The 17,824-nt window shown below is 45.8% G+C and carries 19 protein-coding genes and 1 pseudogene; 2 read left to right on the top strand and 18 right to left on the bottom strand.

The window, feature by feature from the left end; genetic code table 11:
* Nucleotides 1-215: 215 nt before the first annotated feature.
* The 9 genes and pseudogenes from hisIE to ACHA8N_RS13325 all read right to left on the bottom strand — a co-directional run bounded on the left by hisIE (nucleotide 216) and on the right by ACHA8N_RS13325 (nucleotide 7,004).
* Nucleotides 216-831: pseudogene (hisIE, locus tag ACHA8N_RS13285) on the bottom strand (bifunctional phosphoribosyl-AMP cyclohydrolase/phosphoribosyl-ATP diphosphatase HisIE).
* On the bottom strand, nucleotides 828-1,577 hold the full coding sequence (gene hisF / locus ACHA8N_RS13290; RefSeq protein ID WP_393965985.1) for an imidazole glycerol phosphate synthase subunit HisF: 750 nt from the start codon (nucleotides 1,575-1,577) through the stop codon (nucleotides 828-830). The pseudogene hisIE and the gene hisF overlap by 4 nt, the downstream one beginning before the upstream one ends.
* The gene (gene hisA / locus ACHA8N_RS13295; RefSeq protein ID WP_214722093.1) at nucleotides 1,571-2,275 is read right to left on the bottom strand and encodes a 1-(5-phosphoribosyl)-5-[(5-phosphoribosylamino)methylideneamino]imidazole-4-carboxamide isomerase; all 705 of its coding nucleotides are present in this window, start codon (nucleotides 2,273-2,275) and stop codon (nucleotides 1,571-1,573) included. The genes hisF and hisA overlap by 7 nt, the downstream gene beginning before the upstream one ends.
* The gene (hisH, locus tag ACHA8N_RS13300) at nucleotides 2,248-2,835 is read right to left on the bottom strand and encodes an imidazole glycerol phosphate synthase subunit HisH (RefSeq protein WP_028105794.1); all 588 of its coding nucleotides are present in this window, start codon (nucleotides 2,833-2,835) and stop codon (nucleotides 2,248-2,250) included. Before hisH ends, hisA begins: the two co-directional genes overlap by 28 nt.
* Nucleotides 2,832-3,413 carry an imidazoleglycerol-phosphate dehydratase HisB gene (gene hisB, locus ACHA8N_RS13305; protein WP_214853042.1) on the bottom strand — a complete coding sequence of 194 codons (582 nt, stop codon included), beginning with the start codon at nucleotides 3,411-3,413 and terminating at the stop codon, nucleotides 2,832-2,834. The genes hisH and hisB overlap by 4 nt, the downstream gene beginning before the upstream one ends.
* Nucleotides 3,386-4,357: a pyridoxal phosphate-dependent aminotransferase gene (locus ACHA8N_RS13310; protein WP_393965986.1), complete on the bottom strand. Its 972-nt coding sequence runs from the start codon at nucleotides 4,355-4,357 to the stop codon at nucleotides 3,386-3,388. The genes hisB and ACHA8N_RS13310 overlap by 28 nt, the downstream gene beginning before the upstream one ends.
* On the bottom strand, nucleotides 4,357-5,574 hold the full coding sequence (gene hisD / locus ACHA8N_RS13315; RefSeq protein WP_393965987.1) for a histidinol dehydrogenase: 1,218 nt from the start codon (nucleotides 5,572-5,574) through the stop codon (nucleotides 4,357-4,359). Before hisD ends, ACHA8N_RS13310 begins: the two co-directional genes overlap by 1 nt.
* Nucleotides 5,574-6,182: an ATP phosphoribosyltransferase gene (gene hisG / locus ACHA8N_RS13320; RefSeq protein ID WP_012371233.1), complete on the bottom strand. Its 609-nt coding sequence runs from the start codon at nucleotides 6,180-6,182 to the stop codon at nucleotides 5,574-5,576. Before hisG ends, hisD begins: the two co-directional genes overlap by 1 nt.
* Nucleotides 6,183-7,004: an ATP phosphoribosyltransferase regulatory subunit gene (locus ACHA8N_RS13325; RefSeq protein ID WP_393965988.1), complete on the bottom strand. Its 822-nt coding sequence runs from the start codon at nucleotides 7,002-7,004 to the stop codon at nucleotides 6,183-6,185. It abuts the gene before it with no gap.
* 132 nt (nucleotides 7,005-7,136) lie between these two features.
* Here ACHA8N_RS13325 and hisJ point away from each other — a divergent pair, with 132 nt between their 5' ends.
* Complete coding sequence (gene hisJ / locus ACHA8N_RS13330; RefSeq protein ID WP_393965989.1) at nucleotides 7,137-7,931, top strand: histidinol-phosphatase HisJ; 795 nt, start codon at nucleotides 7,137-7,139, stop codon at nucleotides 7,929-7,931.
* Nucleotides 7,932-8,006: 75 nt separating this feature from the next.
* Here the strand turns inward: hisJ and ACHA8N_RS13335 are convergent, their stop codons facing one another.
* The 3 genes from ACHA8N_RS13335 to hxlA form a co-directional block, all read right to left on the bottom strand.
* Entirely contained in the window at nucleotides 8,007-8,774 is a 768-nt protein-coding gene (locus ACHA8N_RS13335; protein ID WP_393965990.1) for a hypothetical protein, read from the bottom strand.
* Nucleotides 8,775-8,936: 162 nt separating this feature from the next.
* Nucleotides 8,937-9,485 (bottom strand): 6-phospho-3-hexuloisomerase, encoded by a 549-nt coding sequence (gene hxlB / locus ACHA8N_RS13340; protein WP_393965991.1) that lies wholly within the window; start codon nucleotides 9,483-9,485, stop codon nucleotides 8,937-8,939.
* Nucleotides 9,486-10,121, bottom strand: a complete 636-nt coding sequence (hxlA, locus tag ACHA8N_RS13345) for a 3-hexulose-6-phosphate synthase (RefSeq protein WP_026827605.1) — start codon at nucleotides 10,119-10,121, stop codon at nucleotides 9,486-9,488.
* A gap of 204 nt (nucleotides 10,122-10,325) precedes the next feature.
* Here hxlA and ACHA8N_RS13350 point away from each other — a divergent pair, with 204 nt between their 5' ends.
* Nucleotides 10,326-10,691, top strand: a complete 366-nt coding sequence (locus tag ACHA8N_RS13350) for a winged helix-turn-helix transcriptional regulator (protein WP_026827604.1) — start codon at nucleotides 10,326-10,328, stop codon at nucleotides 10,689-10,691.
* 56 nt (nucleotides 10,692-10,747) lie between these two features.
* On the opposite strand, the gene ACHA8N_RS13355 is transcribed toward ACHA8N_RS13350, so the two are convergent.
* From ACHA8N_RS13355 to ACHA8N_RS13380, 6 genes are all read right to left on the bottom strand, one after another.
* Complete coding sequence (locus ACHA8N_RS13355; protein WP_393965992.1) at nucleotides 10,748-11,257, bottom strand: GNAT family N-acetyltransferase; 510 nt, start codon at nucleotides 11,255-11,257, stop codon at nucleotides 10,748-10,750.
* 174 nt (nucleotides 11,258-11,431) lie between these two features.
* Complete coding sequence (locus ACHA8N_RS13360; protein ID WP_393965993.1) at nucleotides 11,432-11,929, bottom strand: AAA family ATPase; 498 nt, start codon at nucleotides 11,927-11,929, stop codon at nucleotides 11,432-11,434.
* 289 nt (nucleotides 11,930-12,218) lie between these two features.
* A complete protein-coding gene (locus ACHA8N_RS13365) occupies nucleotides 12,219-12,488 on the bottom strand; it encodes a hypothetical protein (protein ID WP_393965994.1) in 270 nt (89 codons plus the stop codon).
* 4 nt (nucleotides 12,489-12,492) lie between these two features.
* Nucleotides 12,493-14,238 carry a coiled-coil domain-containing protein gene (locus ACHA8N_RS13370; protein WP_393965995.1) on the bottom strand — a complete coding sequence of 582 codons (1,746 nt, stop codon included), beginning with the start codon at nucleotides 14,236-14,238 and terminating at the stop codon, nucleotides 12,493-12,495.
* A gap of 15 nt (nucleotides 14,239-14,253) precedes the next feature.
* Complete coding sequence (locus ACHA8N_RS13375) at nucleotides 14,254-15,423, bottom strand: hypothetical protein (RefSeq protein ID WP_393965996.1); 1,170 nt, start codon at nucleotides 15,421-15,423, stop codon at nucleotides 14,254-14,256.
* 12 nt (nucleotides 15,424-15,435) lie between these two features.
* Nucleotides 15,436-17,814 carry a dynamin family protein gene (locus tag ACHA8N_RS13380; protein ID WP_393965997.1) on the bottom strand — a complete coding sequence of 793 codons (2,379 nt, stop codon included), beginning with the start codon at nucleotides 17,812-17,814 and terminating at the stop codon, nucleotides 15,436-15,438.
* Nucleotides 17,815-17,824: the final 10 nt, after the last annotated feature.

Raw genomic sequence — 17,824 nt, forward strand, 5'->3', positions numbered from 1 at the left:
TTGATTGTTCTTTGATCGTTTTCGTAATTTCTTTTTTCGTGATCAAGATGACACCTACTTTCTGGACAAACAGACTATGCTCTTGATTATACGCTCGCTTTCTATTAAACGCCTATCAAAATGTTCTGACGATTTGATGACAATTCTTTTGTTGTTTTCCCATTTTTTTCAGCAAAAAAACTCTGCATCCCGTTTGAGGAATGCAGAGCCGTGGATTACCACTGTTCGATATCCGGTCGATCCTTGAACGTCGACTTCGTCCCGTGACGTTCGTTCAAGACAGCTTCGACGTCGGTGAACGAAACACCCCGATCAGCAAGCAACACCGTCAGATGATACAGCAAATCTGCTGTCTCTTCCGCGAGTGTGTCGTCGCCCGCGAGGACGACTTCAAAGGCTTCTTCACCAAACTTCTTGGCGATTTTTTCCCGCCCGGCTTTGACCAGGTAGTTCGTATAAGACGCCTCATCTTGTGACGCGATTTTTTCCTTTACCGTGCGTTCAAGTTCATGTAGCATGCGGCACCTCCACTTCTGTATAGAAACATGTCCGATTGCCGGTATGGCACGTCGGTCCGTTTGCTTTGACAGTGATCAACAGACTGTCCTGATCGCAGTCGATCCACATACGGCGCAGTTCAAGCGTATGCCCGCTCGTCTCGCCCTTCGTCCAAAGCCGGTTTTTCGTCCGCGAGAAAAACGTGACGAGTCCGGTTGCAAGCGTTTTGTCGTAAGCCGCCTGATCCATAAAGCCGACCATTAGGACATCGTTTGTCGTCTCATCTAAAATTACGGCTGCGACGAGTCCTTTCGAAAAATTCAATTCAATCATCGGACGTCGACTCCTCTCGCCTTCAAGTAATCTTTTGTCTCCGGCATCGTATAGGTCGCTTCGTGGAAAATCGATGCCGCTAGCGCCGCATCGGCTCCCGCTTCAAGCCCTTCCGCCAAGTGTTCGAGTGTCCCTACCCCACCGGAGGCAATCAACGGCACATTGACGACTTCGCGTAAACGTTGAATCAATTCCAGATCGTAGCCGTCCTTTGTTCCGTCTGCATCCATCGATGTGACGAGCAATTCACCGGCTCCAAGCGATACCGCTTCCTTCGCCCATTCGATTGCATCCCGTCCGACGGCTTGTGTGCCGCCGTGCGAGAAGACGCCCCACGAATCACCAGCCCGCTTGGCATCGATCGCGACGACCGTCGCCTGAACACCAAACAAGCGGCTGATGTCTTGAATCAGTTGCGGGTTCTGTAACGCCGATGAATTGAGTGAGACTTTATCGGCACCGGCGCGAATCAATCGTTTCGCGTCTTCCAGCGTCTTGATGCCGCCGCCGACCGTAAACGGCATGTAGATGACTTCCGCCACCCGCTCGACGATATCGAGCATCGTGTCGCGTCCTTCTTGCGTTGCCGAGATATCAAGTAACACCAGCTCATCGGCACCTTGTTCGTAATAGTATTTCGCGACGGCGACCGGGTCGCCGAGGTCGCGCAGATTTTGAAACTTCACGCCTTTGACGACGCGCCCCTCCTTGACATCGAGGCAAGGAATGATCCGTTTCATCAACATACGCGAAGCACCTCTTTCAACGACAACGAACCGTCGAGCAAGGCACGACCGATGACGGCACCGTCCATCCCGATCTCTTTTAAGCGGGCGACGTCTTCGACCGTCGTCACACCACCGGACGCAATCAGTTCAACGCCGTCCCGTTTTAAGCGGTCGAGTCCGTCAACATCTGGTCCCTGCATCATCCCGTCGCGGGAAATGTCCGTATATAAAAAGGTCTTGATGCCTTTTTGAATCAAGTGTTCGATTGCCCGTTCGAGCGTCCAGTCACTCGCTTCGAGCCAGCCGCGTGTCTGGACGATGCCGTCTTTGGCATCAAGTGCCACAGCCAACTTATCACCGGCCCGCTCAATCATCTGTTCAAGCAACGCTTCGTCTTCGAGCGCAACGGTGCCGATCAAAATCCGATCAATCCCGGCGCCAACGTAGGCTTCGACCGTTTCGATGTTCCGGACGCCGCCGCCGGCTTCAACGAACAAACCGGTTTCTTTTTTGATGTCTGCGATCAGGCTCAAGTGAAGGGGTTCACCGGCTTTGGCGCCATCGAGATCAATCAAGTGAATCGCTGTCGCACCGTCTTCTTTAAACCGTCTCGCGATTGTCAACGCATCCCCGAAAAAGGTCTGCTGCTGAAAATCACCTTGTTTGAGCCGGACGGCCTGTCCGCTCATTAAATCGATTGCTGGGTAGAGTTGCATGTCGTCTCTCTCCATTCCTTAAGTAATTTCAATCCGACTTCGCCACTCTTCTCCGGATGGAACTGCATCCCTGTCACCAAGTCCTTTTGGACGATGGCCGGGACGAGTCGTCCGTATTCGACCGAGTCGACGATCCAGTCCGGTTCACAGACGGCGCCGTACGAATGGACGAAATAAACGGCTTCGCCATGGTTCGTCAACTGGTGCCAGCCCATATGCGGCAAGCGGACGTCACTTGGTAACTTTTCGACCGTTCCCGGTAAAATACCGAGCCCTTGTGTCTGTCCGTCTTCATCACTTGATTCAAACAACAATTGCATCCCGAGACAAATCCCGAGGAATGGTTTTTTCGTCGCTTGTTCCTGTAAGAACTCAATCAATCCCGTCTCTTCTAACCGGGCCATTGCCGGGGCATAGGCACCGACACCCGGTAAGACGAGTGCTTCCGCCTGTCCAAGTAACTCGAGGTCACTTGTAACGATGACGGCTTCTCCGAGCTCTTTTAACGCCCGTTCGATGTTGGCGATATTGCCGACACCATAATCTACGATTGCGATCATTGGTCAATCAGTCCTTTCGTCGACGGGACACCGTCACCGGTTACGGCAACTGCTTGACGGACAGCCCGACCCAGTGCCTTAAATAGTCCTTCGATCATGTGGTGCGTGTTCGAACCGTAGAGGACTTGGGCATGAATCGTCATCCGCGCACTGCGGGACAAGCCTTGGAAAAACTCTTCCGCCAGTTCCGTATCAAAATCACCGAGCTTCGGATTTTTGAATTCGGCGAGGAAGACCGTATACGGACGACCGCTGAAGTCGAGGACGACCGAGGCAAGGGTCTCATCCATCGGCACACGTGATTCGCCGTACCGTTCGATGCCGGCTTTGTCGCCTAACGCTTCCGTCAAGGCAGCTCCGAGAACGATCGCCGTATCTTCGACCGTATGGTGGGCATCGATCCAGAGATCGCCCTTCGCTTCGATCACAAGACCAATCTGGGCCTGAAAGGCAAACAAGGTCAACATGTGGTCAAAGAAACCGACGCCTGTCTTGATTTCAACGGGTCCACCACTGAGGTCGACCGCCACCTTGATTTCTGATTCTGAACTTACTCGTTCACTTGTCCCACGACGCATTGCAGTTCCTCCTCTACACATTTCTCTAAGATTTCCATCGCTTCCGCCGAGCCGCAACTGACACGGAAGGCTCCGTCAAACAAACGGATCCGCAGTCCGGCGTTGGCACAACGTTCGGTGAAGCGTTCAGCTTCCTCATATTCAACGTAAACAAAATTCGCAGCACTCGGATACGTTCTGCCAAGCGGTTCGACCAGACGGGCAATCGTGTCCCGGCTCGCGAACGTTTCTTCTAATACAAGATCCAGTTCCGGCTCGGCCATGATGGCGATTCCGACGGCAGCCGAGAGTCCGGAGACGTTATACGGCGACTTGATTGATTCGACTTCCGCGACGACCTGTTCACTGGCAATCAGGAAACCGAGTCGTAGGGAGGCGAGACCAAACGCTTTCGACAACGTCCGGAGAATGATCGCGTTCGGATACTCGTCGAGCAGAGCGACCATCGATTGCTCAAAGGCAAAGTCGATGTAAGCTTCATCAATCACGACATATTTTCCGCTGTCGAGCAATCGGCGGACATCCGCCTCTTTCCGCAAGATTCCCGACGGATTGTGCGGATGACTGAGGAAGATGATGTTGCCCGGCGCAGCGAGCAGTCCATCGATATCAAGTGCCATCCCGTCGAGCAACGGGACTTTACTGAAGTCAGCCCGTGCGCGGTCGGCATAAAACTGATACATGACGAAATCCGGTTGCGAGGCGATGACCGGTGACTCTGGACCGGCGTAGCGGGCACAGAGGTAACCAATCAGTTCGTCGGAGCCGTTCCCGGCCACGAGTTGCGTCGGACGGACACCGGCATAGGCGCTGTACGATGCTTTCGCTTGGTCGATGACTTCGACCGGATATTCATTGATCGGAAACGTCTCGACGAGTTGTTTGATCGTCTCAATGCCAACCGGGCTGTGTGCCGTAAATCGTTCGTTTTGGTGTAATCGCATCAGTTCTCCCTCACTTCTATCGCTTGTGCGTGTGCTTCGAGTCCTTCGACCCGGGCGACCGTTTTCGCGGCATTTGCTAGTCGGGCGACACCTTCCCGCGTCGCTTCGAGCATCGTCTGGTGACGTAAGAACGTTCGTGCCGATAAGCCGGACGCAAAGCGTGCCGTCCCCGATGTCGGTAAGACGTGGTTCGTCCCGGCGACATAATCGCCCAGTGTTTCCGGTGTTTCGTGTCCGAGGAAAATCATCCCGGCGTGACGGATCAACTTGACGACCTCTTGCGGGTTCGCGACAGCGAGCTCCAAGTGTTCGGCGGCCAAACGGTTTGCTTCTTCAATCGCATCATCGAGTGAAGCGACGAAGACACCACCGTTTTCCATTGCCCGGCGTGCAATCTCCTCGCGCGGTAATTGTTGCAGCCGGCGTTCGAGTTCCGCATCGACGTCCGCTTTCATCGCTTCTGTCGGGACAAAGGCAATCGCAACGGCGTCACGGTCGTGTTCCGCTTGTGCGAGGAGATCAGCGGCAATCCGGTCCGGATGCGCCGTCTCATCAGCGATGACGACGACTTCTGACGGTCCGGCGACTGAGTCGATACCGACGATACCGTAGACTTGACGTTTCGCTTCGGCAACAAACCGGTTACCCGGTCCGACGATCAAATCAACTGCTTGAATCGATTCCGTACCGAACGTCAAGGCAGCGACGGCTTGGGCGCCGCCGATCGTATAGATTTCTGTCACACCAGCGATTTTCGCCGCGACCAATACTTCCGTGCTGAGACCGGTGACCGGTGTCACCATGACGACTCGCTCGACACCGGCGACTTTAGCCGGAATCGCGTTCATCAGGACGGTCGACGGATAACTTGCTGCTCCACCCGGGACATAAATCCCGACCGAGTCAACCGGAACAAACCGTTGGCGACGGGTGACGTCCGCTTCAACGAGTTCGATGTCGGACGGCAATTCTTGTTCGTGCCACTCGACGAGTCGAGTCGCCATCAGTTTTAACGAGTCGACCAGATTCGGATCGGCTTGATCAAATGCTTCTTGGATTTTGGTTTCATCCAAGCGGAAGTCTGTCAGATCAACGCGGTCAAATTCACTTGTATAGCGACGGACGGCTGCATCGCCGTCGTTTGCCACTTGTTCCAGAATCGACCGGACGGCTTGCTCCGTCTCACGGTCGACACTGAAGTTTTTTGTCGTTGCCATTACCGAGTCACTCCTTCTGTCAGCTGTTCGAGTAATTGAATCACTTCAACGCGTTTGCGTTTCAACGTCCACTCGCTTGTAAAGAATCGGGCGTTGATATCGATGATTTTTTCATATTCATTAAGACCGTTTGCCCGAAGTGTCTCACCCGTTTCGACGATATCGACGATCGCATCGGCAAGTCCGAGCAATGGTGCCAGTTCAACCGAACCGTTCAGCGGCACGATATCGACATCGACACCCAGTTCACTGAAGTAACGTTTTGCGATGACCGGATATTTGGTCGCAATTCGGACCCGCCGTCCGCCTTCGAACTGCAACGGCTCTTTCGCACAAACCGACATCCGGCAAATCCCGAATGGAAGCTCTGCCAGTTCCGACAATTCCTGATCCGATTCGAGCAGGATGTCGCTGCCGGTGATCGCGACGTCGAGGACACCTTGGGCAACGTACGGAATCAAATCCGATCCTTTCATGAAGACGAATTCATGTTCGCCGCGTTTGACGATCAATTCCCGTTCGATCGCCCCCCACGTTTCGACGCCTGCTTCTTTTAAATACCGTTCCGTCGTTTTCGACAGCCGGCCTTTCGTAATCCCAATCCGCATTTAGAGCACCTCCGCGAGTCGTTCGACGGAAAATCCGATCCCGAACGATTGTTGTTCCTGACCAAATTGTTCGTACAGCCGGTCGTATCGTCCTCCGACCAATACCGGCTCGGTCACACCTTCGATGAAACCGTGAATCGTCACGCCATCATAGTATGTCTGCAGCCCCATCTGTCCGAAGTCGAGATCGGCATTGACGGCGTCTGCTAAATCAATGACGGCATTTAAGCGGGTTTCGTCGACATATGGCAAGATCTGTTCCGCCCCTTCGCGACCAAACAAGAGCGGGAGTTTGGCGAGCAAGGCATCATCGAGTTCCCGGGCAATCCGTTTCAGTTCGATGACGTTCCGTAACCGCAACATCTGGGTCACTTGATCCCGCAGGTGGTGATCACCGACCCGCGTTTCAATCAAGTGTTCAATCAGTCCGGCGTCGCCGATCGACAACGTCACTTCTTTACCGGTCAATTCTTCGATCAACCGGACACCGAGTTGGATTGCTTCAACCTCGGCAATGACGCCCCGTTCTTCAAAACCGACTTGGAACTTTTCTTCCGGCTGGAAGACCGAACCACTGTAAAAGACGCGTTTATATTGTTCGCGGCCCCGCTCACTGAGCGCCCGCGCGACACTTGTCGTAAAATCCATCCGAATTTGTTCCCGGCCACCGACTTCTTCAATTAAAGGGGTGATTAATCGGGTATAGTTAGATTGTTCGAGCCCATCCTCGAGTTGGCGGATGACACGTTGCAGGCGTTCAGCTGATTGCCCGACGTAGTCCGTCGCCCCGTCTTTGAGTCGAATCGTAGAAAATGATTGCATGTCGCCACTCCTTTATCTTGTTATCACTGTACCACGCTAAATTATTTAACGATAAGATACCTTTTTTGTGGTTCGATTGTCAATCCTTTTGCCTGTTTTCGCACCGAAAAAAAACATATTGGAGGTTTTGTCATGCAATTGATCAAATGGGACGGTCACGTCCACAGCCCGTACTGTCCGCACGGAACACAGGATCCACTCGAAGCGTATATCGAACGCGCCCTGTTACAAGGTCTCGAACGGATCAGCTTCACCGAGCACGCCCCGCTGCCGGAAGGACTCGTCGATCCGGCACCCGACAACGATTCCGGGATGTCGTTTGCGACAGCCGAACGCTACATTGAAGAACTGAAGACGTTACGCGACACATACAAAAACGATATCGACATCCGGATCGGAATGGAGTTTGATTACTGGGAACATGACGTCGACGGAACGCGGGACATCATCGCCCGTTATGGTCCCGAGCTGACGGACGGCATCCTGTCGCTGCATTACCTCTGGATTGAGGACCGGTATTACATGGTCGACTTCAGCAAGGAAAGTTTTGGTGAGATCGTCACGGCGACGGGCAGTGTCACGGCGGCTCATGAACGCTATTACGAAGGCATCCAGGCACTCGTCATGACGAACCTCGGCACACATCAGCCAAAACGCCTCGGTCACCTGACGTTGCCGACCAAATTCATTCAAGCCTATCCGCTCGAACAGGCGCCGGCGAACCTCGACGAGACGGTCCGGAAAATCCGTCAGGCGGACTTTACGCTCGATCTCAATACGGCTGGACTGCGGAAACCGTTATGCGGTCTTTCCTATCCTTACCCGGAACTCCTACAACTCACGCAGTCTTTAGGCATTCCGCTCGTTTACGGATCGGATGCGCATTTGGCGAAAGATGTCGGGGCTGATTTTGATTTGAAGTGGTGAGAAATTAAATATGTAAAAAAAGAATCGCTCGTTTTCACTTACTCTGTCAGGAGTTGCGTGAAACGGGCGATTTTTTCATTCTGTTTCAGCATACGGAAACGACAGTGAGGTGACAGATGGCAGTGATTCAGCAAGTGTTTTAAGACTAGCCACCGAGACGTTTCCGGCTAAGAGAACCGTCTGTTCGCTGTCCTGATAAGACAAACTGGCTTCCCGCTTCGTCTCATGGATATATGCTTCAATTCCGTTTGATAATGTCACGACCGCTGATTGATTATCGTCCATCGTTTGCTGCGACAGCTTTGAGACCGTGATGATTGCCTGTTTCCCGGCAAACGTCCATGTGGTCGGTGCGTTTTTCGCATCACTCCAGGTCATTTCGTCTGACCTAAACGTTTGAAACGGAAGCTTCAATCCACGTGATTCCGAACGCCTGGATGTATTCGGCCCCGTCACAGGAAGAATCCCGGTTAATGTCCAACGATTAACCTTTTCATAGAACAAAACCATGTAATCATTCTGTCCTTCCGGTGCATGCAGACTGACCACCGCTTTTTGACCGAGAATTGCTTCCGACAAGACATCGTCTTCGGTCGGGACAGCCGTTTGTCCATTTTTAAATGTCAGCTGAATTTGTTCAACAGCCGCTTTTCCCGGTGTATCCGCATCTTTCGATGGCTCTTTGATTAAAAATTCCTCCACCTCATTTTTTTCTTCAACTGGTTTTACTGTCTTAACGTCAGCAGGCGGTTTCACGGCAGGTTCTTCCGTCTCAGTCATGCATCCCGACAGCAGGCAACTGCTGATCAATACGATGGTTGTCATCGGCTTTACAAAACGCATTCCCCGTCCTCCTTTCTACCCCTTCGTTTCTCTCATTATCACAGGTCGATTCTTTCTATTATCCGAATAAACTCACACAAATGGGCAAAACCTTTTTGAAAATTATACCAAAAAAAAGACCGGCAAACGCATTAAACACGTCTACCGGTCTTATGATTTCTTCTATTCTAAGTTGGCATGTTTGCCGTACATCGTTTTTGAATCAAGTTGTTTCGCCGCCATGATATGGAGAATCAACGCCTCATAGAACAGCAACATCGTTTGTTCAAACAATGATCCCATCGGCTGAACCGTTTCGTCTGCCGTGGCTGTCCGCTCTTTCGGCACGCCCGGCAGCTTGACGGTTAAGTCTGCTAACTTCGCCAGTGTCGACGTCAGCTCAATCGTTACGACCGCGACGGTTCCACCGATCTGTTTCGCTTTTTCGACGATCGGGACAAGTGTTTTCGTCTCACCGGATCCTGATCCGATGATCAACAAGTCTCCTTCACGCAAGTTCGCGGTGACCGTCTCACCGACGACATACGCATCGAAGTTCATGTGCATCAGGCGCATGACAAACGCTTTGCCCATCAAGCCGGAGCGACCGGCTCCAGCGAGAAAGATCCGGTCTGCCTTCAGAACGGCTTCGGCGAGTTGCGTCGTCTCGGCTTGATCAATCGCTTCGACCGTCGACGTCAGCTCTTGTAAAATCGTTTGAATATGTGTCATTTACGCCTCTTGCAGCATCCGACGCATCGTTGACGCTGTTCCTTGTTTGTCGTCTTGTCCGGTAATCCCGCCACCGACGATGATGAGGTCTGGGCGTGCTGCGATGACTTCCGGTAATGTCTCCATCTTGATGCCGCCCGCAACTGCTGTTTTGGCGTTTTTAACAACGGACTTGATTGTCGCGAGATCCTCGAACGAGTTTTGACCGACGGCTTGAAGATCGTAACCTGTGTGGACACAGATGTAGTCAACACCGAGTTCATCAAGCTCTTTCGCACGTGTCGCGATATCTTTGACAGCGATCATATCCACCAAAATCTTCTTGCCTGATTTTTTCGCTTCTTCAACGGCACCTTGGATTGACATATCTTCGGCTGCTCCAAGAATTGTCACGATGTCGGCACCGTGTGCGACGGCTTGGCTGACTTCATAGCCGGCAGCATCCATGATTTTTAAGTCGGCGAGAACCGTTAAGTTCGGGAAAGCCGCTTTCATTTCTTTAACGGCGCGAAGCCCTTCGTTGATGACGACCGGTGTTCCGATCTCAACGATATCTAAGTTTTCTTCGCCAATTTCTTTGACTAAAGCGATAGCACCTGCTGTATCTACTAAATCGATTGCTAATTGTAATTTCATAATTGATCTCTCCCATTCTTCTCTCTATTTATGGATCCTGGCACTTCCTTCTGACGTTCGTGAAGGAACATGACTAAATATAATCCTGATAGACGAACTTGGGAAGTACGCACTTTTAATTTACATAGTGCGGTTTTTCATACATAGTGCGGAAAAGTATACTGTCGATGACAAGAGGGCTATACTAAAAAAGGAGGTGGGATGATGCCACATTTTGAAGACCGGCAGTTTAATTGTGAAAAGGAATTGACCCTCTCGATCATCGGGGGCAAATGGAAGATGCTGATTCTTTGGCACCTCGGGAAAGAAGGCACCAAACGCTTTGGAGAGCTGAAAAGTCTGATGCCCGGCATTACGCAACGGATGCTCGTTAATCAATTACGGGAGCTCGAAGATCACCATATCATCCACCGGGAAGTCTATCCGGTCGTTCCGCCGAAAGTCGAATATTCATTGACGCCACACGGCCACAGTCTGATGCCGATTCTGGATGCGATGTACGATTGGGGTAAGGATTATGCCAAAAATGTCCTCGAAGTCGAGTTCGAACAACAAAAATTATCGCAATAAAAAAGATGCTCGTCTGTCCCATCTCAATCTGAGAGGAGGCAACCGAGCATCTTTTTTTAGACTTCTTCTGCTGTAAATATTTTCGACATCGCCAGTTCGTCGACGTACTCGCCGTCAATGAACAGCGAGGCAATCCGTGTCCCTTCGATGTTAAAGCCGAACTTATGATAAAGCTCAATCGCCCGCAGGTTATCTTTCCGGACCGTCAGTTCGAGCCGGACGAGTCCCGCTTCAACGGCAAAGGCATCGACTGCTTCGAGTAATCCCGCACCAAGCCCGCGACCCGTATAGGCATCGAGCAAACCGATGACAAGGTTCGCCCGGTGACGGATTCGACTTGGTTTTCCACCGACGACCAGTACATAGCCGACAAGTTGCTCATCGACATCGACGACGAAGATTTCGGAGTTCGCCGCCTGACCGAACCGTTCGATGAACGCTTCCGCCTGCTCCGTCGACATGCTGCGTTCTTCCGGTTCATACAACATATATTTCGTTTCCCGATCAATCCGTCGCATCAAATCCGATAAGGCCTTTCCGTCCATCAAGGTGGCACGTCGTATCATAGATGTCAGCTCCATTTCCATAAAACATAATATGAAAAAATTAGTTCTTTTAGTGTACTTGATTAAAACGTAACACGTAACCCTTTTTGACATCTTGGATTGCTCTGCGCTACATTTCTAATCAACAAAGATGTCGTTTAGGTATTATACGCGTAATCCGGTACATTCCCCTTTTTATGAACAGGGTGATTCATTGATTTGATGAAGAATTAAGTCTATGATGTCTTGTTGACTCATATCGCTGGTGAGCATCATTTCTCCGTTTATTCCTAACTGATCATGCGGAATCCACCAGGTATTTAAACGTGCTTCCCCAAACTCTTTTGCAGAAGAACGTAATTTATGTCGCTCGACCGTTTCTGTAAAGGGTAAATCAAAGTAATAGGCATAGACGTGATAATCAAAGTAGTCAACGAGATCAAGTAGTAGTTCTTCATAAACTTGTTTTTTCAATATCCCCTCTAAAATAACCACTTTGCATGTACTTTTACCAAAATATGTAATTATTTTGATTAACTCGATTGACATATTCCCTTGCAAGTCTGGTACCATCAACATCTCGCGACGCACAATATCCTGTGAAACCAGCAGTGTTTCTTCCCCTAAACTTTTTTGAAGTATTTTTGCAATTGTTGTTTTCCCGCTTCCAGAATTACCACGTAAAATAATCAATTTCGTTTCGATTTTGATCAGACCTCCAAAATAAAATTTAAGTTTTTAAAATTCTTTAATTGAACTTCGACAACAAACCCTCATTTCGTTTCTGAAGTGAGGGTTTGTCAATAAACTATACCTTTGATAAAAAAGTAAGCTTTATTTTGCTATATTTGATTTAATTTCAACCTAATGACTGCTTTCATTTAAAAATTAGGACATCAGAATAAACCATAACTAGTATTAGTGTACTTGTATATATTATGCTTTTAGTAAAGTATAAATTTCTTCAATTTAGAAGCTTAAGTTACGTTCCACTATACTTAATCATTAATACGTCAAGTACAATCATTAACTTTAAAGCCCTTTTCAATTGACTGACTGAAATAGTTTCACGAATCAGCATAATTAAATGCTCGATTAAATAGAAATCCTCCAAATTGTTAGATTTCTCATCTGAACTTGCATGTAAAACCATTATTTTCACAGTTGAATCAGCAAAAAATTCTTCTACTCTTTTATTTAATAACAATTCAACACAAGCCGCTTGATACATTTCTATGCTATCTATTTTCATCTACTTACCTCATTAGACGTTGTAAAATATCCATATCGTTTTTATTTAAAGCTGTTACTTCTTTAAATGCTCGTTCTAATAACTTTGCAGTAGCTTTCGTTTCTTCAGTTTGAGCTTGTAATGATAGAAGTACTTGCTGGTTTCGCTCCAGTACTTCTTTTGACCCAATCACAATTTTTTTCACTGATTCACTTTGGGATTCTCCTGATCGTGTCATTTGAGTAATTGCACGTTCTAATTGAGTTGATGAATTTTCCAGTAAATTATCCACTTCCGTTTTTAAATGATTAACAAGATTTTTTATTTCCTGCTCTTGTTTTTCCGTACCTTCCAAGAATGCTTCTAAGAACCCACCGAACGTTTCTTCCGATACTGCTCGCTGTTCTTTTAATTCTTCAATACTCGAAGCTATCGTCTCTTTTGAAGCAGACAGGACATCAGTATACTGCGTTAACGTATCGTGTAATGTTTTCGCGATCGTTTCTTTAATCGATACTTGTGTATCTATCAATTGTTGATGATAGACTGACAATGCATGCTCATGATTATTTAACTCGCCTGTATAGGTTTTAATTTGCTCATACGTATTTCCATAAAACGACTGAGCCGTATCAAACGTTTGCTGCTGTTGATTAAGTGTGTCTAACATTTTTTCATTCGTCTGCTCAACGGTTTGCAATAAGGCAACTGAATGCTCATTTTCCGCTTTACGTAACGTTTCTAATGATTTACGTGTCACATTCCATCCGTCGATAATTTTTTCGCTTAGTGCTGCTGTATTTTGGTCAATCAGCGCTGTCACTGTTTTTTGCGTAACCATAATGTGCGTATGCTCTTGTTGGCGCAATGCTAACTGTTGCTCCGCTATTTCTTTCCAAGCAGTCAATAAATTATTGTGCGATAGTTGCGCTTGCTGTTTCAGCGTATCCTTCAATTGTTTTTGTGCTGCCTCAAAAATTTCGCGTTGCTCATCTAAATGATTACTATAAGCAACTTCTTTTGCTTCCAATGCTGCAAGCATCGCATTAAATGCTTGTTGCTCTTGTTGACGAATAAGTAATTCTTCTTCATGATGTATGCGCCATAATTGTTCGATTTTATCATTTGCTGTATTAGCGTTTTCTAATAATGATTTGTGCGAATCTTGTACAGCAGAAAACGTTTCTTGTGATACTTGTTTTTGCTCCACTAACCACTGCTGTAAACCTGCCCCTGTTTCATCCGCTAATTGCTTTTGTTGCTGTTGCAATAAAGAAATTTCTGTTACTAATTTAGTAGTCGTTTCTTTCATTTCTTTATTTTCTGTTAAAAGCTGTTGCTGTGTATTTTTCCAAACAACCATTAATGAATCGTTTGTTTGTTTTGCTAAATCTGATACTGTTTTTGTTAATTGATTTTGATATGTTTGGAGTCCTTTTACAATCGTATCAGTTGATTGTTCTGTTACTCCCACTAATTTTTGGTGTTCACTTGTTGTTTGTTTTGCTAAATCTGATACTGTATTTTCAAGCTTTTCTTGATATCCTTCCAAACTCTTTACAGCCATTTCAGTTGACTTTTCTAAAGCTTGTACTAATTTATATTGTTCGCTTGTTAATTGCTTCATTTGCTGTTGTTTGCCTAATGCAACAAATACAGCGGTTAATATACCTGCAATGACTGAAACAGCGATAGCTATGGCTCCTTCATACAACGGATATGTAATTGCCGTTACGACTATAAATGCAGCAAATGATGGAAATAAATTCATATACTTTTCCTCTTTCTATAATGTGACTAAATATTTTTTAATCATATTTTCAATATAGCCGTGAATTTCTGTCGGGAGACGTCTTTGAACTGTGTCATTTATACAATCATAAAACTGGACCTTTAACTCCCTAGTTTGCAATTCATAGTCGATTTGATTCACATATTTAATCGACAAGAACTTTTGGTGTTGTAAAGTTTTTAATTTTCGCTCAAGTTCATTCCATAGAAGTTGTATAATGCTTTGCAAATCTTTTTCAATATTTTGCTCATGCTGGATTTGATCAAATCTATGTGACATAACTAATTCTTCCTTCACAACATAAACAAGCATTTCTTCCAACAATCCCTTCAATTGCTTCAACCAAGCTGTATATATACTGCTACTTTTAATATTCGCGTAGGCGAAACATTGTTCGAGTTTGACGACCCATTGCTCTCGTTCAAGTGCAAACTGAAGATCATCCTTGAGGAACATTAGGCTCGCTTGAATATTTTTCAGTACCTCTTGTTTATCAGCGATGATTGTTTCTACATAGCTACTTTCAAGGATTAATGCCTCCAACAAAATTGAACGCTGTAATGGAATTAGCGCGTAGTCCTTTACAATACGGTAACCTTTATGTAAAAAGTAGTTTTCTGCATTTCGAATACCTACTTCCACATTGCCGATATCACTTAGGACAAATTCTCGCTCAATTTGTGTAATGGCAACTGAAATTTGCTTTTTCGTAATACCTACACCCTGCAAATAGCGTAGTTGCTTCACCGTATCAGCCTTACCATATGGAAATCCTTCAAGCCAAATAAAAGAACTTGCACTATTCACATAAGGGCTTTGCTCAAAATAGCTTGTAAAGCTGTTTTCACTCGTAAAATATGGAGGGAATACAAGTTTCACATTTAATGGGATTTGCCCTGGACTTACCGAAACAAAATAAGTTCCTCCTGCTTTATAGCAATTTAAATCGCTCAAGCCATCCTCTGTCCATTCGTAACAAAGCGCCTCATCCGATGAAAACAAAACCCACGTACATTGCTTAAACTTACTGTCTTCTGGACGCCAATATCGCTCTAAATTTGCATGACTTGAAGTGTAAGAACGGAACAATGCATATCGCTCCGAACCTACATCTCCTAATACAAATAATGAGCGCTGATGTGGCAGTAGCTTTTTCATATCCATTTCAACATGCTCCTAACTATTTAATAGATGAATACACTTAAATAGTTGTTGCTCGTAATCTACTTGTTCATCTTTGTTTTTTAGACGTAAAGCTGTCAATTCTTCTAACTGCTGCTTTTGTAAATGGATCTGTTGCTGAAGCTTTAACGAAATCACCGTTGGTAAATACGCAATAAACCGAGATAAATATTTCTGCATATTTTCACGATAGCTTACCAATAAATCCTGTAATTGCATCTCAAACTGCTTCACAATTTGCTGACGATACGCCGTCACTTGATGCTCTTTTAATTGCAGAGTTTTCTTTTGCCCCATCTCATAAATTTCCTGTTTTAATTGTTGCTCATATTTCTCTTGTAAACGTCTTTCCTCACACAATCTTTCTTCTTGTGATTCTAGTAAATTCAGTTGTTGTAAACGAGATAACTCTAATTGTCTCGCATGCTCTATTTTCGCTTCAACTTTCGATTTTCCACGTAAATATGCTTCTCGATATTGCTCATCCTCTACAATTTGTGGTGGACCGTCAATCACTTTACCAACTTGACCGAACCAATATTCGAGCGATAGTACATTTAATATATTAAACTTACTTTCTTTTCCTGCTGCTTGCTGTGAATTTTGCGCTGTTTCTAATAACTTCGTCGCATCTTTAATTTTATCCGTTTTCGCAATTACATTTCCTGCCTTTTGTACACCCGATGCAATTTTGGCAGCTTGATCAACATACTTTGTGCCTTTCGCAACATTGCTAATAACCCCTGCTACTTTACCCGCACCAGTTGCAAACGCCTTACCTGGAATGAAAATCATTCCTAAATCAACAATATTACCAAACGCACTTAACGTTTCCTGTGACGATGTATCACGCTTTTCAATATACTTTGCTTGATAATGACCTAATTGATGCATTTCTTCATTGGCTATTTGCATCTGCGCTGAGATGGTAACAGCTTGTTCCTCCATATGTTGCCGCTTCGATTCAATTTCTTGTAGACGTTGATCGTAACTAGATGAACCTTCTAATTTTCCACGAATCATTTCACCTTGCGCGAAAATATCGTCAACAGATGGCACGTCTACCTGCAATTGGATGTTCGGCACTGTGCTTAATGTAAACTGACCGACTTTTTGTTGAAGTGCTTCATTCGTATCCGCAGCATAATGCTTTAAAAATGTTTCTAGTTTCTCGTTTGTATACTCCTTTACAGAATGCGTCAACTTTTGTATATGCTGATTTGCATGCAGTTCTGAACCATTTTGTAATGCTTCTGTTGTCGAATATTGGCGCATAGATTTTTCAAATTCACTGACAGCTTCTTTAAATTGAATTTCATATGCCGATAAAATCGAAGCCTTCGTCGCATCAAACATGGCATTAAAATTTTGTTCTTGCTTTTGCATACGTTCTTGTACATACTCGATTTCTTCTTTCAAATCGGCTACTTTTCGCTGTATATCCTGATCGGTAATCAACTTACTTGCTTCTAGTTGATGTTTTCGCTCAGATAAATTACGCTCAAATTCAACTTTGACAAACTCAAGCTGTCGTTCTATGCTTTTACTTTTCTTGTCATCAATACTTCGAACAAACTGTATCTTTAAATATTTCACAAAATCATCCATCAGTTCCTTCCATTGAGGGAACATTAGTAAATCGGTTTCGTTTGTTACACCAAAATAAATAGCTTTGCGACTAATGGCTTCTTCTAACAACATCTGGTCTTGTTGCACAATCTTTTTCGGCGTATCATTTTCATCCTTACGTAGTTCATCTAATTTCGTACGAACAAATAGTATCTCAATACCAAGTTGATCAATCATCGAGATTAATTGCACATCAGCTGCTGTTAATGCTTTCCCGATAATGTATACAACTGCATGCGCTTTGGGAATTATGTCGATTGTACGATTTTCGTGATTTGAAATAATCGTATTTAACCCTGGCGTATCAATTAAAACGATTCCTGTTTCAAACAGCTCATGCTTTATATACACATTAATACATACAATATCTGAGTTATTAAACATTTCAGTATTTAATAATTCACTTACAGACGTTGGGGATTGTAAATTACGTTGACTTAGCGCCATCAATTGCTCCAGTTCAAACTTAATCGCTTTATGCTCTGTAATAATTTCAGCATACTCTGTCTCGCCATAATAAATAAATGTCGTAAACGCTGTCGTTTCACTTAACATTGTCGGTAGAATACGACGTCCAATTAAATTATTTATTAAACTAGATTTTCCCGTTGAAAACTGACCAACAATCGGTAAATAAAAATACTTATCATGCAATTTGCGCTCCATTGTAGCAAGCTGCTCTAATGCGATTCCATCTTGTAAAAATTCCCCTATTTCAATATATCTTTCTACATTTTTTTGCATTATATATTCT

It is taken from the genome of Exiguobacterium sp. S22-S28 (assembly GCF_043359615.1).
Classification (GTDB): Bacteria; Bacillota; Bacilli; order Exiguobacteriales; family Exiguobacteriaceae; genus Exiguobacterium_A.